This window comes from Streptomyces cinnamoneus, from assembly GCF_014650495.1.
Taxonomy (GTDB): Bacteria; Actinomycetota; Actinomycetes; order Streptomycetales; family Streptomycetaceae; genus Streptomyces; species Streptomyces cinnamoneus.
On sequence record NZ_BMVB01000042.1, the window covers coordinates 1 to 26,333 of the forward strand.

2 protein-coding genes and 1 pseudogene are annotated in these 26,333 nt (G+C 74.3%); all 3 read right to left on the reverse strand.

Going from position 1 to position 26,333, the window contains the following annotated elements:
* Nucleotides 1–12,632 (reverse strand): type I polyketide synthase (locus IE182_RS30390; RefSeq protein ID WP_190113209.1); only part of this gene is annotated, 12,632 nt, incomplete at its 3' end.
* 36 nt (nt 12,633–12,668) lie between these two features.
* Nucleotides 12,669–18,098: pseudogene (locus IE182_RS30395) on the reverse strand (type I polyketide synthase); the annotation flags it as partial.
* A 36-nt stretch (nt 18,099–18,134) separates the two neighbouring features.
* The coding region (locus IE182_RS30400; protein WP_190113210.1) for a type I polyketide synthase at nt 18,135–26,333 on the reverse strand (8,199 nt) is incomplete at its 5' end.

The following is a 26,333-nucleotide window of genomic DNA, read 5'->3' on the forward strand; positions in this document are numbered from 1 at the left end:
GCGACGTGGCCGCCCAGCGCACCCGTACCACCCGTGATCAGCACCGTGCCCCGCGGCGACCACCGCCCACCGGCCCGGTTGCTGCGGCCGGTTGCGGCGTGGGAGAGCCTGCGGCCGTACACGCCCCGGGCACGGATGGCGACCTGGTCCTCGGCCGACTGGCCGAGCACTGCGGCGAGGCGGCCGGTGACCCGGCTGTCGATCGTCTCGGGGAGGTCGACGAGGCCGCCCCAGCGCCGCGAGTGCTCCAGCGCGGCGACCCGGCCCAGGCCCCAGACGGCGTTCTGGGCGGCGCCCGGCGCCGCGTCCGACCGGCCGGTGGACATCGCCGACCTGGTCAGTGCCCACAGCGGGGCGTCGATCCCTGCGTCGCCCAGTGCCTGGACGAGCAGGACGGACAGCGCGGTGCCGACGGTGAGTGCCGTGTGCTCGGGGTGGGGCCGCTCGTCGATGCCGAGCAGGGAGACCACGCCCTCGACCGGGGTCTCCCGGACGGCGTCCTCAAGCTGCCGCAGCAGCGCGCTGCGGTCCGTGGCGGGGTCGACCGTGACCGGGACGATCCGGGCCCCGCGTGCCGTGAGTCCGTCGCGGACGGCGGTGGTCCATTCGGTCTCGCGGGTGACCGGGAACAGCCAGGATCCGGACAGTTCGTGGGTCCAGCGGCCGTTCAGCGGCTTCCAGCCCGTGCGGTAGGACCAGCCGTCCACCACGGACTCCTCGCGCCGTGCCCAGCGCCACGCCGACAGCCGGGGCAGCACCGCGTCCAGCTGCTCGGCGGGCAGGCCGAGCGTGGTGGCGAGGGCCTGGACGTCCTCGCGCTCCACCGTCTCCCAGAACCCGGCCTCCACGGCGTCGGTGCCCGTGGTGGCGAGGGTGGGCGCGGTGGTCTCCAGCCAGTACCGCCGGCGCTGGAAGGCGTAGGTCGGCAGGTCCACCCGGCGGGCTCCGTGGCCGGCGAAGAACGCGTCCCAGTCGACGGGGACGCCGTGCACGTGGAGCTGCGCGACGGCGCCGGTGACCGCCTCGGGTTCCGGGCTGCCCGCGCGGAGGGCGGGAACGGCGAGCACGTCGGCCGCGTCCGCCAGGCAGCCCTGTGCCAGCGCGCTCAGCACGCCGCCGGGGCCGATCTCCACGAACCGCGTCACGCCCAGTTCGTTCAGGGTCCGGATGCCGTCGGCGAAGCGGACCGCCTCGCGGACGTGCCGGACCCAGTAGTCGGCGGTGTACGTCTCCGCCGGCTGACCGGTGAGGTTGGAGACGACCGGGATCCGCGGCTTGGTGAAGCTCAGCTCCCCGACGACGCGGGCGAACTCGTCGAGCATGGGGTCCATCAGCGGCGAGTGGAAGGCGTGGCTGACCTTCAGCCGCGAGGTCTTGCGGCCCTGCTGTGCGAAGACCTCGGCGATCTCCGTCACGGCGTCCTCGGCGCCGGAGACCACCACGGACGCGGGTCCGTTGACCGCCGCAATGCCGACCTCGCCGGTCAAGTGCGGCAGGACCTCGTCCTCGGTGGCCTGGACCGCCACCATCGCACCGCCCGCGGGCAGCGCCTGCATCAGCCGGGCGCGGGCGGTCACCAGTGTGGCCGCGTCCTCCAGCGAGATCGCCCCGGCCACGTGCGCTGCGGCGATCTCGCCGACGGAGTGACCGGCCAGATGGTCCGGCCGTATCCCCCACGACTCCAGCAGCCGGAACAGCGCCACCTCGGTCGCGAACAGTGCCGGCTGGGTGAAGAGGGTGCGGTTCAGCTCATCGGCGTCGTCGCCGAAGGCCACGTCCCGCAGCGGCCGGTCGAGGTGCCGGTCGAGGTGTGCGCACACCTGGTCGTACGCCTCCGCGAACGCGGGGAACGCCGCGTACAGCTCCCGTCCCATGCCGGGCCGCTGCGAGCCCTGCCCGGAGAAGAGGAACCCGACCTGGCCGCCGCCGGCGCGGCCGGCCACGACGCCGGGAGCGGGTGCCCCCGCCGCCAGGGCCCGCAGGCCGTCGAGGAGCCGGGCGCGGTCGTCTCCGACCACGGCGGCGCGGTGCTCCAGCGCGGCCCGGGTGGTGGCCAGCGAGAAGCCGACGTCGGCGGGCGACGGCTCGGCCCCCTCCGCCAGGTGGGACAACAGGCGTTCGGCCTGGGCCCGCAGAGCGTCCTCGGACTTGCCGGACAGCACCCACGGCACGGTGGCCGGGGCGGCCTCGGCCGGGGCGACGGCGACGGGTTCCGCCGCCGGTGCCTCCTCGATGATCGTGTGCGCGTTGGTGCCGCTGACGCCGAAGGACGAGATGCCCGCACGACGGGGACGGCCGGACTGCGGCCACGGGACCTCGTCGGTCAGCAGCCGCACGGCGCCGGCCGACCAGTCCACGTGCGGCGTCGGCTCGTCCGCGTGGAGCGTCCTGGGGAGGACGCCGTGGCGCATGGCCATGACCATCTTGATCACGCCGGCGACACCGGAGGCCGCCTGGGCGTGGCCGATGTTCGACTTCAGCGAGCCCAGCCACAGCGGCTCGTCGTCGCCGCGGCCCTGGCCGTACGTCGCCAGCAGGGCCTGCGCCTCGATGGGGTCGCCCAGCGCGGTACCGGTGCCGTGCGCCTCGACGACGTCCACATCGGCCTCGCCGAGGCCGGCCGACGCCAAGGCCTGCCGGATGACCCGCTGCTGCGCGGGGCCGTTGGGGGCCGTCAGGCCGTTGGACGCGCCGTCCTGGTTGACGGCGCTGCCGCGCACCACCGCGAGGACCTCGTGACCGTTGCGGACGGCGTCGCTGAGGCGCTCGACGAGCACGACGACCGCGCCCTCCGCCCAGCCGGTGCCGTCCGCTTCCGCGCCGAACGCCTTGCAGCGGCCGTCGGCCGACAGACCGCGCTGGCGGCTGAACTCCACGAACGCGGCCGGTACGGCCATGACGTTCACGCCGCCCGCGACGGCCATCGTGCTCTCGCCGTTGCGCAGCGACTGGATGGCCAGGTGCAGGGCGACCAGCGACGACGAGCAGGCCGTGTCGACGGTGACGGCCGGGCCCTCCAGGCCGAACGAGTAGGCGACGCGCCCGGAGACGACGCTCGCGGCGCTGCCGGTGAGCAGATGGCCCTCGACGCCCTCGGGGACCTGCGGGAGGCCGGCGCCGTAGCCCTGGTAGGACATGCCGACGAACACGCCCGTGCGGCTGCCCTTCAGCGAGGACGGGTCCATGCCCGCGCGTTCGAACGCCTCCCACGTGGTCTCCAGCAGCAGCCGCTGCTGCGGGTCCATCGCCAGGGCCTCGCGCGGCGAGATCCCGAAGAAGGCGGCGTCGAAGTCGCCCGCGTCGTAGAGGAAGCCGCCGTCGCGCGCGTACGTCTTGCCCGGCGTGCCGGGGTCGGGGTCGTAGAGGCCGTCGACGTCCCAGCCGCGGTCCTCGGGGAAGCCCGCGATGGCGTCCCCGCCGGACGTCACGAGCTGCCACAGGGCCTCGGGCGAGCCGACGCCGCCGGGGAGGCGGCAGCTCATCGCCACGATCGCGATCGGCTCGTCGTCGACGGCGGCCGTGCGCTGCTCCGGCAGCGCGGCGGCCTGCGAGCCGAGGAGCCCGGTGCGCAGGAAGCGGGCCAGGGCCGTGGTGTTCGGGTAGTCGAAGACGAGGGTGGTGGGGAGCTTCAGACCGGTGTCGGCGGTGAGCTTGTTGCGCAGCTCGACGGCGGTGAGCGAGTCGAAGCCGAGGTCCTTGAACGCACGGTCCGGCTCCACCCCGGCGACGCCGGCGTGGCCGAGGACGGCCGCCGCGTGGGTACGGACCAGGTCCACCAGGACGCGGTCCTGTTCGCCCGCCGACAGCCCGGCCAGCTCCGCCGCCAGCGGCGATTCGCCGGACGCGGCGGTGCCGGCGGCCGGGGACTCCAGCGCGCGGCGCACCTCGGGCACGTCGGACAGCAGCGCGCTCGGGCGGCTGACCGTGAACGGCCCGATGAACCGCTCCCAGTCGAAGTCCGCCACGGTCAGGGTGGTCTCGTCGTCGGCCAGCGCCTGCCGCAGCGCGGAGATCGCGAGCGCGGGCTGCATGGGCGGCAGGCCCCGGCGGCGCAGCATCTCCTCGGCCTCGCCGACGCTGGCCATGCCGCCTTCGGCCCAGCCGCCCCACGAGACGGCGAGGGCGGTGCGGCCGCGCGCCCGCCGGTATGCGGCCAGGGCGTCCAGGTAGGCGTTGGCCGCCGAGTAGGCGCCCTGGCTGGCGCCGCCCCAGATGCCCGCACCCGACGAGAACATGACGAACGCGTCAAGATCCTGACCGGCCAGCAGCTCGTCCAGGTGCGTGGCGCCCGCCGCCTTCGCCGACACCGTGTCGCCGAAGGCGGCCAGGCCGGTGTCCTCGATCATCATGTGGTCGCCGACGCCCGCCGCGTGGACGACGGCGTTGACGGGGTGCTCGGCCAGCAGCGCCTGCAGGGCGTCACGGTCGGCCGCGTCGCAGGCCACGACGGTGGCCGTGGCGCCGAGCTCTTCCAGCTCCGCGACGAGTTCGGCGGCTCCCGGCGCGGCGGGGCCGCGCCGGCTGGTGAGCACCAGGTGCTCGGCGCCCGCACCGGCGAGCCACCGGGCGACGTGGCCGCCCAGCGCACCCGTACCACCGGTGATCAGCACCGTGCCGCGCGGCGACCACGGCTGGTCGGTCCCGGCCCGGCGGGTGGCCCGCACCATCCGGCGGCCGAAGACGCCCGAGGCGCGCACCGCCACCTGGTCCTCCGCCGACTGCCCCAGGACGGCGGCCACACGGGCTGCCGTACGGGCGTCCAGCTGTTCGGGGAGGTCGAGCAGACCGCCCCAGCGCTGCGGGTACTCCAGGGCTGCCGCCCGGCCGAAGCCCCACACCTGCGCCTGCACCGGACGGTCCAGGCGGTCGGAGCGGCCGGTGGCCACTGCCCCCCGGGTGGCGCACCACAGGGGCGCGTCGACGCCCGCGTCGCCCAGGGCCTGCACGAGCAGGAGGGTCGCGGCGAGGCCGTGCGAGAGGGCGGGGTGACCGGCCGAGGTGTTCTCGTCCTCGGCCAGCAGCGACAGCACACCGGCCACGGGACCGGTGCCGGCCAGCTCCGCCGCCAGCGTCGCGCGGTCGGTGCCGGGGCCGGCGACGAGCGTCACCAGTTCCAGGCCGCGTTCGGTGAGAGCGGTACGGACCGATGCCGTCCACTCGGTCTCGTCGGCGACCACGAGCAGCCACGTTCCGGAGGCGCCGCTCTCCGGGAGCGCGCCGAGGGGCTTCCACGTGACGTGGTAGCGCCAGCCGTCGACCACGGACTGGTCGCGGCGCTGACGCCGCCATGCGGACAGCCGGGGCAGGATCGCGCCGAGTGATGCGTCCGTGCCGACGCCCAGGGTCGCGGCGAGGGACTCCAGGTCCTCCCGCTCCACGGTGTCCCAGAAGCCGGACTCCACCGCGTCGGCCGGGGCACCGGCAGCGGTCAGCTCCTCGCCTTCCAGCCAGTAGCGCTCGCGCTGGAACGCGTAGGTGGGCAGAGTGACGCGGCGGGTGCCGGGGAAGAGGGCCTGCCAGTCCGGGGTGGTGCCGTGCACGTGCAGTTCGGCGAGCGCGGTGACGACGGCCTGGCGCTCGGGACGATCGGCGCGCAGGACGGGCACGGTGACGGCCTCGTCCAGGCAGTTCTGCGTCATGCCGCTGAGGACACCGCCGGGGCCAACCTCGACGAAGGTCGTCACACCCAGCTCGTGCAGGGCCCGGATGCCGTCGGCGAAACGAACCGCCTCGCGCACGTGCCGGACCCAGTACTCCGCGGTGTACGACTCCGCCAGCCGGCCCGTGAGGTTGGAGACGACCGGGATCCGCGGCTCGTCGAACGTCAGCCCACGGACGACTGCCGCGAACTCCTCCAGCATCGGATCCATCAACGGCGAGTGGAACGCATGGCTGACCTTCAGGCGTGAGGTCTTACGACCCTGCTGCGCGAAGACCTCGGCGATCTCCGTCACGGCGTTCTCAGCACCGGAAATCACCACGGACCGCGGGCCGTTGATCGCCGCAATGCCGACCTCGTCGGTCAGGTGCGGCAGGACCTCGTCCTCCGTGGCCTGCACGGCGATCATCGCCCCGCCCGCAGGCAATGCCTGCATGAGCCGAGCCCGAGCCGACACCAGTTTCGCCGCGTCCTCCAGCGAGAGCACCCCGGCCACATGGGCCGCAGCAATCTCACCCACCGAGTGCCCGGCCACATAGTCCGGCCGCACACCCCACGACTCCAGCAGCCGGAACAACGCCACCTCGACCGCGAACAACGCAGGCTGAGTGACGCCGGTCTGGTTCAGCTCCTCCGACTCGACATCGACCGGCTCCTCCAGATGCGCGCACACCTCGTCGTAGGCATCCGCGAACACCGGGAACGCCTCGTACAGCTCACGGCCCATCCCCAGCCGCTGCGAGCCCTGGCCGGAGAACAGGAATCCGGTCTTGCCTTCGGTGCGGGCGCGTCCCAGCATCACGTTCGCCGCGGGTTCGCCGGCCGCGAGGGCGGCCAGTGCCTGCCGGAGCCGGTCCGGTCCCTGTGCGACGAGCACTGCACGGTCCTCGAACGTGGCCCGCACGGCCAAGGAGAGGCCGATGTCGGCCGGCGTCCAGTCCGGCTGCGCGTCGAGGTGCTCGGCGAGCCGGGCCGCCTGCGCGCGCAGGGCCGGCTCGCCCTTGCCCGACAGCACCCACGGCACGACCGCACCGGAGTCCGGGGTGGGGGGCAGCTCCGCTGCGGCGGGTGCCTGCTCGATGATGGTGTGCGCGTTGGTGCCGCTGACACCGAAGGCCGAGATGCCCGCGCGGCGCGGGCGGTCGGACTCCGGCCACCGGACCTCTTCGGTCAGCAGCCGCACCGCGCCCGCCGACCAGTCCACGTGGGGCGTGCGCTCGTCGGCGTGCAGCGTCCGCGGCAGCACGCCGTGCCGCATCGCCATGATCATCTTGATCACACCGGCCACACCGGCGGCGGCCTGCGTGTGGCCGATGTTGGACTTCAGCGAGCCCAGCCACAGGGGCTCGTCCTCGGAGCGGTCCTGGCCGTACGTCGCCAGCAGGGCCTGTGCCTCGATGGGGTCGCCCAGCGCGGTGCCCGTGCCGTGCGCCTCCACCACGTCCACGTCGGCGGAGGAGAGCCCCGCCGACGCCAGGGCCTGGCGGATGACCCGCTGCTGTGCCGGGCCGTTCGGGGCGGTCAGACCGTTGGACGCGCCGTCCTGGTTGACGGCACTGCCCCGGACGACCGCGAGGACCTCGTGGCCGTTGCGGACGGCGTCGCTGAGGCGCTCGACGAGCACCACGCCCACGCCCTCGGACCAGCCGGTGCCGTCCGCTTCCGCGCCGAACGCCTTGCAGCGGCCGTCGGCCGACAGGCCGCGCTGGCGGCTGAACTCCACGAAGACGTTCGGGCTGGCCATGACCGTGACGCCGCCGGCCAGTGCCATCGTGCACTCGCCGTTGCGCAGCGACTGGATGGCCAGGTGCAGGGCGACCAGCGACGACGAGCACGCCGTGTCGATGGTGACGGCCGGGCCTTCCAGGCCGAAGGAGTAGGCGACCCGGCCGGAGACGACGCTGGACGCGCCGCCGACCAGCCGGTGCCCCTCGACGCCTTCCGGCGTCCGGCGCACGTCGGCTCCGTAGCCCTGGTAGGCCATGCCGACGAACACGCCGGTGCGGCTGCCGCGCATCTGTGCGGGGGTCAGGCCCGCCCGCTCGAACGCCTCCCAGGAGGTCTCCAGCAGCAGTCGCTGCTGCGGGTCCATCGCGAGCGCCTCGCGCGGGGAGATCCCGAAGAAGGCGGCGTCGAAGTCGGTGGCGTCGTGGAGGAAGCCGCCTTCGCGCGTGTAGGTCTTGCCGGGGCGTTCGGGGTCGGGGTCGTAGAGGTCGTCGGTGTCCCAGCCGCGGTCGGAGGGGAACTCCGATACGGCGTCGCCGCCGGATGCCACGAGATCCCAGAGTTCCTCGGGCGAGTTGATCCCGCCGGGCAGGTGGCAGCTCATCGAGACGATCGCGATCGGCTCGTCGTCGACGGCGGCCGTGCGCTCCTCGCCCGGTGCGGCGGCCTGCGAGCCGAGGAGCTCGGTCAGGAGGAAGTGGGCGAGGGCCGAGGCGTTGGGGTAGTCGAAGACCAGCGTGGGCGGCAGCGCGAGGCCGGTCGCGGTGTTGATCCTGTTGCGGAGTTCGACCGCGGTCAGCGAGTCGAAGCCGAGGTCCTTGAACGCGCGGTCCGGCTCCACGTCCGCCGCTCCGGCGTGGCCGAGCACGGCCGCGACATGGGCGCGGACCAGGTCGAGCACGGTCGCCGCGCGCTTGGCCTCCGGCAGCGCGGCCAGCTCGGCCGCCAGGGGCACGGTGCCCGTGGTGCCGTCGGCCGGCGCAGCGGTCCGGGTGCGGAGCACCTCGGGCAGCTCGGAGAGCAGGGGGCTCGGGCGGCCGAGGGTGAACGGCCCCATGAACCGCTCCCAGTCCATGTCGGCCACGACGACGGTGGTGTCGTCGCAGTCCAGGGCGCGCTGCACCGCGGACACGGCGAGCGCGGCGGGCAGGGTGATGACTCCCCGGCGGCGCAGGTGCTCCTCGTCGGCGTCGGTCACCATGCCGCCGTCGGCCCAGGGGCCCCAGGCGATCGCCGTCGCGGCGAGGCCCTTGGCCCGTCGCTGCCCGGCGAGCCCGTCGAGGAAGGCGTTCGCCGCCGCGTAGGCGGTCTGCTGCCCGCTGCCCCACACGCCGGCGATCGAGGAGAAGAGGACGAAGGCGTCGAGGTCCTGGTCGCCCAGCAGTTCGTCCAGGTGCGTGGCGCCGCCGACCTTCGCCGTCATCGTGCGGGCGTAGTCGGCCGGGGTCAGCTCGTCGAACGGGGCGAGTTGTTCCACGCCCGCGGCGTGGAACACGGAGGTGAAGGTGTGCTCGGCGAGGAGCTGCGCCACCGCGGCGCGGTCGGCGACGTCGCAGGCGGCGAGGGTGACGACCGCCCCCAGGTCCTCCAGCTCGGCCTTCAGTGCGGCCGCGCCGGGCGCGTCGGCACCGCGTCGGCTGGTGAGCACCAGGTGCTCGGCGCCGGCTCCGGCGAGCCAGCGGGCGACGTGGCCGCCCAGCGCACCCGTACCACCGGTGATCAGCACCGTGCCGCGCGGCGACCACGGCTGCCCGGCGGTGCGCGGGGCGTGGGTCAGGCGGGCGGTGAACACGCCGGACGCGCGGACGGCGACCTGGTCCTCGGCCGTCCCGGCGGGCAGGCTCAGCACGGCGGCGATACGGCCGGCGGCGCGCTCGTCGACCACCGGGGGCAGGTCGATGAGGCCGCCCCAGCGGCGGGGGTGCTCCAGGGCCAGGGAGCGGCCGAAGCCCCAGACCTGGTGCTGCGCGGCGCTGAGCGGCGCGTCGTCCGGGCGGCCGGTGGCCACCGCACCGCGGGTCGCGCACCACAGCGGTGCGTCGATGCCCGCGTCGCCCAGCGCGTGGGTCAGTGCGACGGTCGCTGCGAGCCCTTGGGACACCGCCGGGTGCTCGGGCGAGCCGGTCCCGTCGGTCGCGAGCAGCGACAGCACGCCGTCGAGGGTTCCGGATCCGGCCGTGGCCTCGGCCAGGTCGCGGGCCAGGGACTCGCGGTCGGCGTCGGCGGCGACCGCCAGCGGGATCAGGTGTGCGCCGCGTCCGAGAAGTGCCGTACGGACCGAGTCGGCCCACTCGTCGCCTGCGGGCGCCGCGAACAGCCAGGTGCCGGGAAGGTCCGTGGCGGACAGGCCGTTCTGCGGCTGCCAGGTCACCCGGTAGCGCCAGCCGTCCACGGCGGACTGCTCGCGGCGCTGCCGGCGCCACGCGGACAGCTTCGGGACGACGGCGTCGAGTTCCTCGGCGCTCAGCCCCAGCGTGGCGGCGAGCGACTGGGCGTCCTCGCGCTCGACGGTCGCCCAGAATTCGGCGTCGACCGCGTCCACGACGGCCGGCCCGGCGTCGTCCGGGGTGTCCATCCAGAAGCGCTGCTGCTGGAAGGCGTAGGTGGGCAGGTCGGCCTTCCGCGCGCCGGGGAAGAGCACCTGCCAGTCGGGGGAGATGCCGTGCACGTGCAGTTCGGCGAGCGCGGTGACGACGGCCTGGCGCTCGGGACGGTCGGCGCGCAGGACGGGCACGGTGACGGCCTCGTCCAGGCAGTTCTGCGTCATGCCGCTCAGCACACCGCCGGGGCCGACCTCGACGAAGGTGGTGACACCCAGCTCGTGCAGGGTCTGCACACCGTCGGCGAAACGAACCGCCTCACGGACATGCCGGACCCAGTACTCCGGCGTGTACGACTCCGCCAGCCGGCCCGTGAGGTTGGAGACGACCGGGATCCGCGGCTCGCTGAACGTCAGGCCGCGGACGACCGCCGCGAACTCCTCCAGCATCGGATCCATCAACGGCGAGTGGAACGCATGACTGACCTTCAGCCGCGACGTCTTACGACCCTGCTGGGTGAAGTGCTCAGCGATCTTCACGACCGCAGTCTCAGCGCCGGACACCACCACGGACTGCGGTCCGTTGATCGCCGCGATACCGGCCTCGTCGCTCAGGTGCGGCAGGACCTCGTCCTCGGTCGCCTGCACCGCCACCATCGCCCCGCCGGCAGGCAACGCCTGCATCAGCCGAGCCCGAGCCGACACCAGCTTCGCCGCGTCCTCCAGCGAGAGCACTCCGGCCACATGAGCCGCAGCGATCTCACCCACGGAATGGCCGGCCACGTAATCCGGCCGCACGCCCCACGACTCCAGCAGCCGGAACAACGCCACCTCGACCGCGAACAACGCAGGCTGAGTGACGCCGGTCTGGTTCAGCTCCTCCGACTCGACATCGACCGGCTCCTCCAGATGCGCGCACACCTCGTCGTAGGCGTCCGCGAACACCGGGAACGCCTCGTACAGCTCACGGCCCATCCCCAGCCGCTGCGACCCCTGGCCGGAAAACAGGAATCCGGTCTTGCCTCCCGCGCGCGATGCGCCCTGGACCACGGACGCGGACGGGGTGCCCGACGCCAGGGCCCGTACGCCCTCGGTGAGTTCCTCCAGGGTCTCGCCGACGACGACGGCCCGCCGGTCCCAGGTGGTGCGCGTGGTGGCGAGGGAGAAGCCGATGTCGGCCGGCGCCGGCCCGGGGACGCCCTCCACGCAGGACAGCAGGCGTTCCGCCTGGGCCCGCAGCGCCGCCTCGGTCTTCGCCGAGAGCACCCACGGCAGCGAGCCGGCGGCCGGTGCCGTGACGGTCCCGGCGGGCTCCTCGGCGGCCGGTGGTGCCTGCTCGATGATCGTGTGGGCGTTGGTGCCGCTGACGCCGAAGGCCGAGACCGCGGCGCGGCGCGGGTGGTCGGACTCCGGCCACTGCACGGGCTCGGTGAGCAGCTTCACCCCGCCGGCCGACCAGTCGACCTGCGGGGTCGGCTCGTCCACGTGCAGCGTCTGCGGCAGCACGCCGTGGCGCATCGCCATCACCATCTTGATGACACCGGCGACGCCGGCGGCCGCCTGGGTGTGACCGATGTTCGACTTGACCGAGCCCAGCCACAGCGGCCGGTCGCCGGAGTGCTCCTGGCCGTACGTGGCGAGCAGCGCGTCCGCCTCGATGGGGTCGCCGAGGGTGGTGCCCGTGCCGTGCGCCTCGACGACGTCGATCTGGGATGCGGGCAGTCGTGCGCTCTCCAGCGCCTGCTGGATCACCCGCATCTGTGCGGGGCCGTTGGGTGCGGTGAGGCCGTTGGAGGCGCCGTCCTGGTTGACGGCGCTGCCGCGGATGACGGCGAGGACCTCGTGGCCGAGGCGGCGGGCGTCGGACAGCCGCTCCAGCAGGAGCACACCGACGCCCTCGGACATGCCCGTGCCGTCGGCGGACGACGAGAAGGCGCGGCAGCGGCCGTCGGGCGACAGGCCGCGCTGCCTGCTGAACGCGACGAAGGTGTTGGGGGTGGCCATCACGGTCACGCCGCCGGCCAGGGCCAGGGAGCACTCGCCCTGGCGCAGGGCCTGGGCGGCCAGGTGCAGTGCCACCAGGGACGACGAGCAGGCCGTGTCGACCGTGACGGCCGGGCCTTCGAGGCCGAGGGCGTAGGAGATGCGGCCGGAGACCACGGCCGCGGTGTTCGCGGTGACGAGGTGGGCCTCGATGTCCTCGTCGCCCTGCCGCTGGAGGTAGGCGTGGTCCTGGCCGTTGGTGCCGACGAACACGCCGGCCCGGGTGCCGCGCACGGTGGTCGGGTCGATGCCCGCGCGCTCGATGGCTTCCCAGGAGGTCTGCAGCAGCAGGCGCTGCTGCGGGTCCATCGCCAGTGCCTCGCGGGGGGAGATCCCGAAGAACGCCGGGTCGAAGTCGGCGGCGTCGTAGAGGAAGCCGCCCTCGCGCACGTAGGTCCGGCCCGGACGCTCGGGGTCGGGGTCGTAGACCGCGTCCATGTCCCAGCCGCGGTCGGTGGGGAACGCGGACACGGCGTCGCCGCCCGAGGAGACCAGCTGCCACAGGTCTTCGGGCGAGCCGACCCCGCCCGGGTAGCGGCAGGACATCCCGACGATGGCGATGGGCTCGGTGTCCTTCGCCTCCAGCTCACCCAACTGCTTGCGGGTGTGGCGCAGGTCCACCATCACGCGCTTGAGGTAGTCCCTGAGCTTGTCGTCGTTCGACATGTGTTTTTCGTCCTCGGTAGCAGTGCGAAAGGAGGGTTAGAGAGACCCGAGCTCTTGGTCGATGAGGTCGAACATCTCGTCGTCGGTGGCGGCGTCGATCCGGTCGAGGTCGAGGTCGGCGCCGGTGGTGCTCGCCGCGGTCTCCTGGTGGGTGTCGGTCCACTTCCAGAGCAGCGACTTGAGCCGGGCGGTGACCTTGTCCCGTACGGCGTCGTCGGGTGCGATCGCGGCGAGACCGGCCTCCAGCCTGTCCAGCTCGTCGAGGACGGGCGCGGTCTCCGTGGCCAGGTCGAGGACCAGGTCCTTGTGCAGCAGGCGGGCGATCGCGACGGGGGTGGGGTGGTCGAAGACCAGGGTGGGCTTCAGTCGCAGCCCCGTCGCGGCGTTGAGGCGGTTGCGCAGTTCCACGCTGGTGAGGGAGTCGAAGCCGATGTCCCGGAACGCGGTGCCCGGTTCGATGACGGCCGGGTCGGCGAGGGCCAGGGCGGCGGCCGCCTGGTTGCGCACCAGGTCCAGCAGCACCTTCTCCTGGTCGGCTTCGGTCATCCCGGCGAGTCGGCGGGCGAGGGCCGTGGTCCGGCCGGCGGCGGCCTCGTCGGGGGCCCGGCCGGTGTCCGGTACGAGGCCGCGGAAGACCGCGGGCATCAGGCCGGCCCGGGCCATGGAGCGCAGCCCTGCGAAGTCCAGTCGGACGGGTACGACGACGGGCCGGTCGAGGGTGAGGGCGGCGTCGAAGAGTGCCAGTCCTTCGGCGGAGGTGAAGGGCACCACTCCGGCGCGGCCCATGCGGTTGCGGTCGGCGTCGGTGATGCGGTCGCCCATGCCGCCGTTGTCGGTCCACAGGCCCCACGCCAGTGAGGTGCCGGGCAGGCCCTCGGTGCGGCGTTGCCGGGCCAGGCCGTCCAGGAAGGCGTTGCCCGCCGCGTAGTTCGCCGCGCCGGCGCTGCCCAGGATTCCGGAGAGCGAGGAGAAGAGGACGAACGCGGAGAGGTCGAGCTCCTTGGTCAGCTCGTGCAGGTGCAGTGCCCCGTCGACCTTCGGCCGCAGCACGGTGTCCAGGCGCTCGGGGGTCAGTGCGGTGATCACGCCGTCGTCCAGGGCCGCGGCGGCGTGCACCACGGCCGTGAGCGGGTGCTCGGCGGGGATCGAGGCGAGGAGCGCCGCCACGGAATCCCGGTCGGCGATGTCGCAGGCGGCCACGTCGACGTGCGCGCCGAGTGCGGTCAGGGCGGCGCTGAGCTCGCCGATGCCCTCGGCGGCGGGTCCGCGGCGGCTGGCCAGCAGCAGCCGGCGTGCGCCGCGTTCGGTGACGAGGTGCCGTGCGAGGGACAGGCCGAGGCCGCCGGAGGCGCCGGTGAGCAGCACCGTTCCCTCGGGGTCCCATGCTCGTCCGGCGGGCTCGTCGGGGCGGGTGATCCGGTCGAGCCGGGGCACGAACAGCTTGCCGGCGCGTACCGCGGCCTGCGGTTCGTCCAGTGCGGCGAGCGCCCCGGCGACGGGGCCGGTGATGTCCGTGTCGGAGTCGACGAGCAGCAGGCGGTCGGGGTGCTCGGCCTGGGCGGACTTCACGAGACCGGCCACGGCGACGTGCGCGAGGTCCAGTGCTTCGCCGTCCAGGGCGACGGCTCCGCGGGTCGTCACCACGAGCCGCGCATCGGTGAACCGGTCGTCGGTCACCCACTCCTGGACGGCCGTCATGACGCCGGCCAGCAGGTCCCGTGTGGCCGTCGCGGTGTCGTCCCCGCTCGGGGCGCAGGGCAGGAGCACGTGGGCGGGCGGTGCCGAACCGGCGTCGACCGCCTGGCGGAGCGCGTCGAGGCCGGGGTACGGGCCGTCGCCGCCGAGTACGGCCCATGCGGGTTCGGCGGCCGGGGCGGTGGGCACGGTGTGCTCGGTCCAGTCGACGTCGAACAGCCAGTCCTGGTGCGCCACGCGTGCCGCCAGCACCTGCTGCGGTGACACCGGCCGCGTCCGTACGGATGCCGCCGAGGCCACCGGAGCGCCGTCGGTGTCGGCGAGTTCGATCGTCACGGCGTCGCCGGCGGCGGGGCGGACCCGCAGGCGTACGGTGGTGGCTCCCGGGGCGTGCAGGGACACGCCGCTCCAGGCGAAGGGCATCAGCAGCTCGCCGGGAGCGCCGGCGCGGGCCGGCGTCAGGGTGTCGAGGGCGGCGTCGAGCAGTTCGGGGTGCAGGCCGTAGCGGTCGGCGCGCTCCCGTTCGGTGCCGGGCAGTACGGCCTCGGCGTACAGCTCGTCCCCGGCGCGCCAGGCGGCGCGCAGGATCCGGTGGTCCTCCACGGGCAGTGGTGCGGCGCCCGCCGGCGGCCAGACCACCATGTCGAAGTCCGTCGCCGGAACGTTGCGGGTGAGTTCCGCGGTGGCGTGGCGGACCCACGGCTCCCCGGCGCCTTCGGCGGCCCGGCTGTAGATGTGCACCGACCGCCGGTCGGCGTCCCCGCCCGGGCCGACCTGCACCTGTATGCGGACCGCGCCCTGGTGCGCCAGGACCAGCGGGGCTTCGACGTCCAGCTGTTCCACGTGCGGGAATCCGGCCTGCCGGCCCGCGCCCAGGGCGAGTTCCACGAAGGCGGCGACCGGGAGCACCGGCACTCCGCCGACGGTGTGGTCCGCGATCCAGGGCAGGCCGGCCGGGGACAGCCGGCCGGTGAACAGCACGTCCTGTCCGCCGGCGGTCTCCACCACCGCGCCGAGCAGGGGGTGGCCGGAGGAGTCCAGGCCGGCCGAGGACACGTCGAGCGCGGTGCTGCCCTGGAGCCAGTAGCGCTCGCGCTGGAAGGCGTAGGTGGGCAGGGCGGTGCGGCGGGCTCCGGGGAAGAGGGCGTGCCAGTCCGGGGAGAGTCCGAGGGTGTGGAGCTGCCCGAGGGCGGTGACGAGGGCCTGGGGCTCGGGGCGGTCGGCGCGCAGCACCGGTACCGTGACCGCGTCGTCCACGCAGCCCTGCACGAGGGCGCTCAGCACACCGCCGGGGCCGACCTCCACGAACGTGGTGACGCCCGATGCGTGCAGGGTCTGCACGCCGTCGGCGAAGCGGACGGCCTCGCGGACGTGCCGCACCCAGTAGTCGGCCGTGCAGGAGTCGACGGGGCGGCCCGTGAGGTTGGAGACGACCGGTATCTGCGGCTTGTCGAACGTCAGCCCCTGCACGACCTGTGCGAACTCGTCGAGCATGGGGTCCATCAGCGGCGAGTGGAAGGCGTGGCTGACCTTCAGCCGCGAGGTCTTGCGGCCCTGTTGTGCGAAGACCTCGGCGATCTCCGTCACGGCGTCCTCGGCGCCGGAGACCACCACGGACGCGGGTCCGTTGACCGCCGCGATGCCGACCTCGCCGGTGAGGTGCGGCAGGACCTCGTCCTCGGTGGCCTGGACCGCCACCATCGCACCGCCGGCAGGCAGCGCCTGCATCAGCCGGGCGCGGGCCGACACCAGCTTCGCCGCGTCCTCCAGCGACAGCACACCCGCCACGTGCGCGGCGGCGATCTCACCGACCGAGTGCCCGGCGACGTAGTCGGGCCTGACGCCCCACGAGGCGAGCAGCCGGAACAGTGCCACTTCGACCGCGAACAGCGCGGGCTGGGCCGACCCGGTCCGGTTCAGGTCTTCTGCGTCGACGTCGACCGTCGCGTCGAGATGTGCGCACACCTCGTCGTAGGCCGCGGCGAAGACCGGGAACGCCTCGTACAGCTCGCGTCCCATGCCCGGGCGCTGTGATCCCTGCCCGGAGAAGAGGAAGCCGGTCTTGCCGCCGGCCGGGCGCCCCTGCACCACGTGCGCCGCCGGCTCGCCGGCCGCAAGGGCGGCCAGGCCCGCTCGCAGCTCGTCCGTGTCGGCGCCGGTCACCGCGGCCCGGTGCTCCAGCGCCGTGCGGGTGGTGGCCAGTGAGAACGCGACGTCGGCGGGGTCGGCCGCGGTGCCGTCGGCCTCCGTGAAGGACAGCAGGCGCTCTGCCTGGGCCCGCAGGGCCGTCTCGCTCTTCGCCGACAGGACCCACGGCACGACGGGGGTGCGGGCCCGCAGCGGCACCTCGGCGGGTGCCCCGGGGGTGTCCTCGGCCGGTTCCTCCGTCTCGGGTTCCGTGGCCTGCTCGATGACGACGTGTGCGTTGGTGCCGCTGATGCCGAACGAGGAGATCCCGGCCCGGCGCGGGCGGTCGGTCCGCGGCCAGTCGGTGGCTTCGGTGAGCAGCCGCACCGTGTCGGCCGACCAGTCGACGTGCGGGGTCGGCTCGTCCACGTGCAGCGTCTGCGGCAGCACGCCGTGCTGCATCGCCATGACCATCTTGATGACACCGGCCACGCCCGCGGCGGCCTGCGCGTGGCCGATGTTCGACTTCAACGACCCGAGCAGCAGCGGCCGTTCGCGGTCCTGTCCGTAGGTGGCGATCAGGGCTTCCGCCTCGATCGGGTCGCCCAGTGTGGTGCCCGTACCGTGCGCCTCCACGGCGTCCACATCGGCCGTCGACAGCCCGGCGGAGGCGAGCGCCTGGAGGATGACCCTTTGCTGCGAAGGGCCGTTGGGTGCGGTCAGGCCGTTGGAGGCGCCGTCCTGGTTCACCGCGGTGCCGCGGACGACCGCCAGGACCTCGTGCCCGAGGCGGCGGGCGTCACGCAGGCGTTCCACGAGCAGCAGGCCGGCGCCCTCGGACCAGGTCGCCCCGTCCGCCGCCGCCGCGAACGCCTTGGACCGGCCGTCGGGGGCGAGCCCGCGCTGGCGGCTGAACTCCACGAAGGCGCTCGGGCCCGCCATGACCGTCACGCCGCCGGCGAGCGCCATCGAGCACTCGCCGCTGCGCAGCGCCTGCACGGCGAGGTGCAGGGCGACGAGTGAGGACGAGCAGGCCGTGTCGATGGTGACGGCGGGGCCTTCGAAGCCGAAGGTGTAGGCGATGCGTCCCGAGGCGACGCTGCCGGAGTTGCCCGTGCTGAGCAGCCCTTCGACGCCTTCCGGGAGGACGCCCGGGGTGAAGCCGTAGTCGTGGTACATCAGGCCGGCGAACACTCCGGTGCGGCTGCCCTTGAGCGAGGCGGGGTCGATGCCCGCGCGCTCGAAGACCTCCCAGGCGGTCTCCAGCAGCAGCCGCTGCTGCGGGTCCATCGCCAGCGCCTCGCGCGGCGAGATCCCGAAGAGCGCGGCGTCGAAGTCCGGTGCGTCGTGCAGGAATCCGCCCTGGCGCGTGTAGACCTTGCCGGGCCGCTCGGGGTCGGGGTCGTAGAGGGAGTCGACGTCCCAGCCGCGGTCCTCCGGGAACGCCGAGATCGCGTCGCCGCCCCCGGCCAGGAGCCGCCAGAGGTCCTCCGGGGAGTGCACGCCGCCGGGTAAGCGGCAGCTCATCCCCACGATGGCGATCGGTTCCTGGTCGCGGGACTCCAGCTCGCGCACGCGTCGCCGGGCCTGGCGCAGGTCGGTGGTGGCGCGCCGGAGGTAGTCCCGGAGCTTGTCTTCGTTCATCATCTGGTGTGCCCGCCCCTTTGTGGCCTGCGCAGTTCAGGAGGTGCCGAGTTCGTCGTCGAGCAGCTCGTACAGCTCCTCGTCGCTCGCCGAGCTGAGGTCGTCTTCGTCCTCGGCTCCGCCGGTGTCTCCCGGATCGGCCGGCTCGTTCCCGTTCCAGCGGGTGAGCAGCGCCTGGAGACGCATATTGATCTTGGTTCGGGTGGTGTTGTCCGCTGCGGCGGCGTCGAGGGCCGCGGCGAGGCGGTCGATCTCGTCGAAGACCGACACGGTCCCGCCCGTGCCGCCGGGGAGGTCCTTCAGCACCCGCTGGGCGAGGGCTTCGGGCGTCGGGTAGTCGAAGACCAGCGTGGCGGGGAGCCGCAGCCCGGTGGCCTTGTTCAGCCGGTTGCGCAGTTCCACGGCGGTCAGCGAGTCGAAGCCCAGGTCACCGAACGCCTGGTCGGGCTGTACGGCCTTGGCGGAACTGTGGCCGAGCACGGCGGCGACCTCGGACCGGATCAGGTCCAGCACGACGTCTTCGCGCTCGCTCTCGGGCAGGTCCGCGACCCGCTGCGCCAGCGGTACGGCGGCGGCGCGGTCCGTGCGGCGCGGCCGGCCGCCGACGAGCGAGGCGAGCAGCGGCGGCACCGGTGCGGCCGCGTTGCGCAGCGCGGCGATGTCGATCCGTGCCGCCACGACGACGGGTTCGTCGCGTGCGAGCGCGGCGTCGAGGAGTATCAGACCGTCCTCGTCGGACAGCGGCATCACGCCGCCGCGGGCGAGCCGGGTGCGGTCCGCTCCGCCGAGGTCCGCGGTCATGGTGCCGGTCCGCTGCCACAGGCCCCAGGGCAGCGACACCGCGGGGAGGCCCTGCGCGCGGCGGCGCCGGGCGAAAGCGTCCAGGAAGGCGTTGGCCGCTGCGTAGTTCGCCTGGCCGGGAGTGCCGAGCGTGCCGGCGAGCGAGGAGAAGACCACGAACGCCGACAGGTCGCCCGTCAGCTCGTGCAGGTTCATCACGGCGTCGGCCTTCGGGCGCAGCACCGCGTCCAGGCGCTCGGGGGTGAGCGAGCCGATCACGCCGTCGTCGAGGACACCGGCGGTGTGCACCACGGCGCTCACCGGCGTCCGGGCCAGCACCGCGGCGAGGGCGTCGCGGTCGGCGGCGTCGCAGGCGGCCCACGTCACCTCGGCGCCCGAGGCGGTCAGTTCCGCCTGGAGCTCCGTGGCGCCCTCGGCGTCCGCGCCGCGCCGGCTCATCAGCAGCAGGCTGCGTACGCCGTGCTCGGCGACCAGGTGCCGGGCGAGCAGTCCGCCCAGGGCGCCGGACGCGCCGGTCAGCAGTACCGTCCCCGCTCCGAAGTCCGGGGTGGCCTGCGGTGTTGCGGCGGTGGCTCTGGCGAGCCGGGGCAGCAGCAGCGCATCGCCGCGCAGGGCCGCCTGCGGCTCCGCGGAGGCGATGAGCCGGGGTACGACCGTGGTGGCGGCCTTCGCCGCGTCGGTGTCCGCGTCGGTGTCGAGGAGGACGATGCGGTCCGGGTTCTCCGACTGTGCCGAGCGGACCAGGCCCCACACGGCGGCCTGCACCGGGTCGTCGCCGGGGTCGGCCGCGCCGCGGGTCACCAGCACCAGGCGCCCGGCCCGGTCCTCGGCCAGCCACCACTGCACCAGCCCCAGCACCTCGGCGAGGACGTCCCGGACGCGTTCGGCGTCCGTGCCGGACCCGGTGGGGCACGGCACGACGACGGCGTCCGCGTCCGCGTCCGGGGCGGAGACGAGGGAGGCGATGTCGTCGTAGGCCCGTACGGTCGGGCCGGGTGCCTGGGGCGGTGCGGCGAGCGGCGTCCATTCCACGGTGAACAGGGAGTCCCGGGAGCTCGTGCGGAGCTGGTCCGTGGACACCGGGCGCAGCGTCAGGGACTCCACCGAGACGACGGGCCGGCCCGTGCCGTCGGCGGCCGTCAGCCGCACCGCGTCCCCGCCGGCCGAGGACAGCCGTACCCGCAGGGCGGCGGCACCGGTGGCGTGCACGGTGACGCGGGACCATGCGAAGGGCAGCAGCGGCCCGTCGGCTGCCGGTACGAGGCCGCCCGCGCCCAGCGCGTGCAGTGCGGAGTCGAGCAGCGCGGGGTGCACGCCGAAGGCGTCCGCGTCCGGGCCTGCGTCCCCGGGGACGGCCAGCTCGGCGTAGACGGCGTCGCTGCCGCGCCAGGCGGCGCGCAGCCCCTGGAACAGCGGTCCGTAGGTCAGGCCGAGGCCGGCCAGTCCGTCGTAGAAGCCGTCCAGGTCCACCGGCTCGGCGTCGGCCGGGGGCCAGCCGGCGAGGTCGGCGTCGGCCGGGGTCCCGCCCGTGGCGACGGCGCCGGTGGCGTTGCGTATCCAGGGGCCTTCTTCGGCCCGGGAGTGCACGGTCAGCGGCCGGCGGCCGGAGTCGTCCTGTGCGCCGACGAGGACCTGGAGCGCGACGCCGCCGCGCTCGGGGAGCACGAGCGGTGCTTCCAGGGTCAGTTCTTCGACCAGGTCGCAGCCGGCCTCGGCCGCGGCGTGGGCGGCCAGTTCCACGAAGGCCGTGCCGGGCAGCAGCACCGATCCGAGCACTGCGTGGTCGGCCAGCCAGGGCTGGGTCTGCAGCGACAGCAGCCCGGTCAGCAGGTGGCCGCCGGCATCGGGCAGTTCCACTGCCGCGCCCAGGAAGGGGTGGTCGGCGGAGTCCAGTCCTGCTGCCCGTACGTCGCCGGCCGCCGCGACGGCGTCCAGCCAGTACCGCTCGTGCTGGAAGGCGTACGTGGGGAGGTCGAGGGTGCGTGCCCCGGGCAGGACCGCGTCCCAGTCGACGGCGACGCCGTGCACGTGGGCCTGTGCCAGCGACAGCAGCAGCCGGCGCCGGCCGCCGTCGCCGCGGCGCACGGTCGGGACGGCCACGGCTTCGGCCTCGGCGGCCTCGATGGCGTCCTGGATGCCCGCCACCTGCACGGGGTGCGGGCTGACTTCGATGAACACGTCGTGCCCGTCGGTCAGGGCCGCGTGGATCGCGTCGTGGAACCGCACCGTCTGCCGCATGTTGCGGTACCAGTAGTCGGAGCCGAGCTCACCCGCGTCCAGCTTCCGGCCGGTGACGGTGGAGTAGAAGGGAACGGCGCCGGAGCGGGGGGTGACGCCGGCGAAGCCTTCCCTGGCCTGGGTTTCGACCCGTTCGATCTGCGGTGAGTGCGCGGCGTAGTCCACGGCGACCTTGCGGGACTGGATGCCCTGCTGCTCGCAGTGCGCCAGCAGTTCGTCCAGGGCGTCGGTGTCCCCGGAGACCACGACGGTTCCGGGTCCGTTCACGGCGCCGATGCCGAGCCGGCCGGCCCACTGGCCGATCAGTTCCTGTGCCTCGTCGTGCGGGAGCGTCACCGAGGCCATGCCGCCGCGGCCCTGCAGTTCGCGTACCGCCAGGCTGCGCTGTGCCACGATGCGCGCCGCGTCCTCCAGGGAGAGCGCTCCGGCGACCACTGCGGCGGAGACTTCGCCCTGGGAGTGTCCGACGACCGCCGAGGGTGTGACGCCGAAGGAGCGCCACACCTCGGCCAGTGCGACGGTCATGGCCCACAGCACGGGCTGGAGGACGTCGACCCGGTCCTGCTCCACGTCGGACTCGCCGCGCAGCACCTCGGTCAGCGACCAGTCCACGTGCGGTGACAGGGCGCCCTCGCAGGCGGTGATCCGTTCGCGGAAGACCGGTGAGGTCTCCAGCAGTTCGGTGGCCATGCCGGCCCACTGCGAGCCCTGGCCGGGGAAGACGAAGACGACTTTGCCGCTGGTCCGTGCGGTCCCGGTCACCACGTGGGGCGGCGTGGAGCCGTCGGCGACGGCGGCGAGCCCGTGCCGGAACTTCTCGGTGGTCTCCGCCACGACCACGGCGCGGTGTTCGAAGGCCGCCCGGGTGGTGGCCAGCGAGTAGGCCGTGTCGGCCGTCGGGGCCTGTCCGCCGGCTTCGTCCAGGAAGGACGTGAGGCGGGCGGCCTGGGCCCGCAGTGCCGCTTCGGTCCTGCCGGAGAGGATCCACGGCTGGTCCACCGGGCGGTCCTGCGCGGCGGGCTCGACCGTGGCTGCGGCTGCGGCTGCGGCGGGTGCCTGCTCGATGATGGTGTGCGCGTTGGTGCCGCTGACGCCGAAGGACGAGACCGCCGCGCGGCGGGGCCGGTCCGTCACCGGCCAGTCGACGGCTTCGGTCAGCAGGCGGACGTCGCCCGCTTCCCAGTCCACGTGCGGGGTCGGCTCGCCGACGTGCAGGGTCTGCGGGAGCACCCCGTTGCGCATGGCCATGACCATCTTGATCACACCGGCCACACCCGCGGCCGCCTGTGTGTGGCCGATGTTGGACTTCAGCGAACCGAGCCACAGCGGCCGGCCGTCGGGCCGCTCCTGGCCGTACGTGGCGATGAGCGCCTGGGCCTCGATCGGGTCACCCAGCTTCGTACCCGTGCCGTGCGCCTCCACCACGTCCACGTCGGCCGCCGAGAGGCCGGCGGAAGCCAGGGCCTGACGGATCACCCGCTGCTGCGACGGACCGTTCGGCGCCGTCAGACCGTTCGACGCACCGTCCTGATTCACGGCGGAGCCACGCACGACCGCCAGCACCTGATGACCGTTGCGCTGGGCATCGCTCAGCCGCTCCACCAGCAGGACTCCGACGCCTTCGCCCCAGCCGGTGCCGTCGGCGCCGGCCGCGAACGCCTTGCAGCGGCCGTCCGGCGACAGGCCGCGCTGGCGGCTGAACTCGACGAAGACCGTGGGGCCGGCCATGACCGTGACGCCGCCCGCGAGTGCCATCGTGCACTCGCCGTTGCGCAGCGACTGGATGGCCAGGTGCAGGGCGACCAGCGACGACGAGCAGGCCGTGTCGACGGTGACGGCCGGGCCCTCCAGGCCGAAGGTGTAGGACACCCGTCCGGAGGCGACGCTGCCCGACCCTCCGGTGGTGAGCAGGCCCTCGACGCCCTCGGGCAGCTCGCGCGGGCCCTGGCCGTAGTCGTGGTACATCAGGCCGGTGAAGACTCCGGTCCTGCTGCCGCGCACCGAGGCCGGGTCGATGCCCGCCCTCTCGAACGCCTCCCACGACGCCTCCAGCAGCAGTCGCTGCTGCGGATCCATCGCCAGCGCCTCGCGGGGGCTGATGCCGAAGAAACCGGCGTCGAAGTCCGCTGCCTCGTGCAGGAAGCCGCCCTGCGTGGTGTACGTGGTGCCGAGGTGGGCGGGGTCCGGGTCGTACAGCGACTCGACGTCCCAGCCGCGGTCGTCCGGGAACCGGGAGATGCCGTCCCGGCCGGATGCCACCAGCCGCCACAGGTCCTCCGGCGAGCGCACCCCGCCCGGCAGGCGGCAGCTCATGCCGACGATGGCGATCGGCTCGTCGGCGGTGGCCTCGGACGGCCGGGCCGTGGCCGGGCCCTCGGGGGTCCGGCCGAGCAGTTCGGCGCCGATGTGGCGGGCGAGGGCGGCGGGCGTCGGGTGGTCGAAGACCAGGGTCGCGGGCAGGCGCAGGCCGGTCCCGGTGGACAGCCGGTTGCGCAGCTCCACGGCCGTCAGCGAGTCGAAGCCCAGGTCCTGGAAGGCGTGCGCGGGCTGGACGGCCCGGACCGAGGAGTGCCCGAGGACGGCGGCGACCTCGGAGCGGACCAGTTCCAGGACGGCCTCGTCGCGCTCGTCCTGGGAGAGCCCTGCGAGGCGCGCGGCCAGTGAACCGGTGGCGGTGCGCTGGGCGGTGCCGCGCAGGGGGACGCGGACGAGTCCGCGCAGCGGCGCCGGGACGGTTGCGGCCTCCCGGTTCCGCAGGGCGGTGGTGTCGAGGCGGACCGGTACGAGCACGGCCTCGTCCGAGCGGAGCGCGACGTCGAAGAGCCGCAGGGCGTCGTCGGTGGAGAGCGGCAGCACGCCCGAGCGCGCCATCCTCGACCTGCCGGCCTCGTCGAGGCCGTCGGCCATGGCGCCTTCCTGCTCCCACAGCCCCCAGGCCAGCGAGACCGTGGGCAGGCCCCGGTCCCGGCGGTACCGGGCGAACGCGTCGAGGAAGGCGTTGGCCGCCGCGTAGTTGCCCTGGCCGGGGTTGCCGAAGGTGCCCGCGGCGGAGGAGAAGAGCACGAACGGCTTGTCGGCGGCGAGTTCGTGCAGGTTCAGTACGGCGTCGGCCTTGGGCTTGAGCACGGCGTCCAGGCGCTCCGGCGTCAGCGCGGCGATCACGCCGTCGTCCAGCACGCCGGCGGTGTGCACGACGGAGTCGACCGGTGTCGCAGCCAGCACCTCGGAGAGCGCCGTCCGGTCGGCCACGTCACAGGCGGCCCAGGTCACTTCCGCGCCGCACGCGGTGAGTTCGGCCTCCAGGGCGGCGGCGCCCGGGGCGTCCGCGCCGCGGCGGCTGACGAGCAGCAGCCTGCGCACGCCGTGTTCGGTCACCAGGTGCCGGGCGAGGGTTCCGCCGAGCGCGCCCGAGGCGCCGGTCAGCAGGACGGTGCCGAGGCCGGGGGCGGTGTCCTCCGTCCGCGGGGCGGCCGCCCGGGCCAGGCGCGGCACGCGGACCTCTCCGTCGCGCACGACGACGTGGGGCTCGCCGGAGTGCACGATGCCGGGCACGGATTCCAGCACGTCGGCCGGGCCGTCGGTTTCGAGGAGCACGATCCGGCCGGGGTTCTCCGCCTGGGCCGAGCGCACCAGACCGGCTGCGGCGGCGTGGGCGAGGTCGTCGCAGCGCGCCACGAGGACCAGGCTCGCCGCCCGTTCCCCGGCGAACCACCACTGGAGCAGCCGCAGCACCTCTGCGGTGACCTCGCGGACCCGCTCGGCTCCGCCGGTCCCTGCCGTGCCGTCGGGGCACGGGACGACGACCACGTCCGCCGGGGACGCCTGGCCGGTGCCGGCCAGCGAGGCGGTGTCGGGGACGTACTCGACCGTCGTCGCGTCCGCGTCGGAGGGCAGGGCCAGCGGCGTCCACTCCATCGTGAACATCGCGTCCTCGGAGCGCTTGCCGAGCTGCTGTGCCGAGACCGCGCGCAGCGTCAGCGCGTCCACGGACGCGACCGGCTCGCCGGCGGCGTCGGCCAGCAGCAGCGACACCGTGTCCGTGCCGGCCCGGGACAGCCGCACGCGCACGGTCGACGCGCCCGTGGCGCGCACGGACACACCGGACCAGGCGAAGGGCAGCAGCGGCCCGTCCGCTTCGCCCACCGGGGCACCGCCCGCGCCGATCGCGTGGAGGGAGGCGTCCAGCAGCGCCGGGTGCAGGAGGAAGGAGCCGACGTCCATGCCGTCGGGGAGGGTGACCTCGGCGAAGACGTCGTCGCCCGTGCGCCATGCACGGTGCAGGCCGCGGAATGCGGGACCGTAGGACAGGCCGAGGCCGGCCAGCCGGTCGTAGAAGCCGTCGAGGCCGACCGGCTCGGCGCCCGGCGGCGGCCACGCGGTCAGCGCCCGGGCGGCCGGGGCGCCCGCCCCGTCGGTGACGAAGCCGGTGGCGTGCCTGACCCAGGGCAGGTCGGTGTCGTCCTCGGGGCGCGCGTGCACGGTCAGCGGCCGGCGGCCGGAGCCGTCGTCCGCGCCGACCCACACCTGGACCGCGATGCCGCCCCGCTCGGGCACCACCAGGGGCGCTTCGAGGGTGAGGTCCTCCAGCAGTGCACATCCCGCTTCGTCGGCCGCGCGCACCGCCAGTTCGACGAACGCGGTGCCCGGCAGCAGCACGGTCCCGAGGACGGCGTGGTCGGCCAGCCAGGGGTGCGTGCGCAGCGACAGCCGCCCGGTCAGCAGCCGTTCGTCGCCACCGGCCAGGGCGACGGCGGCGCCCAGCAGCGGGTGGTCGGCCGAGCCGAGGCCGGCCGCGCGCACGTCGCCGGGCGTGGTCTGCGAGGCGTCGAGCCAGTACCGCTCGTACTGGAAGGCGTAGGTGGGCAGGTCCACGCGCCGGGCTCCGGGGAAGAAGGCGGCCCAGTCCGGGGAGACGCCGTGCGCGTGCAGTTCGGAGAGCGCGGCGACGAGCGCCGCCCGCTCCGGGCGGTCCGCCCGCAGGGCGGGAACGGTGAGCGCCCCGGCGTCGTCCAGACAGCCCTGGGCCAGCGCGCTCAGCACGCCGCCGGGGCCGATCTCCACGAACGTGGTCACGCCGTGCTCGTGCAACGTCCGGATGCCGTCGGCGAAGCGCACCGCTTCGCGGACGTGCCGGACCCAGTAGTCCGCGGTGTACTCCTCCACGACACGACCGGTGACGTTGGAGACGACGGGGAT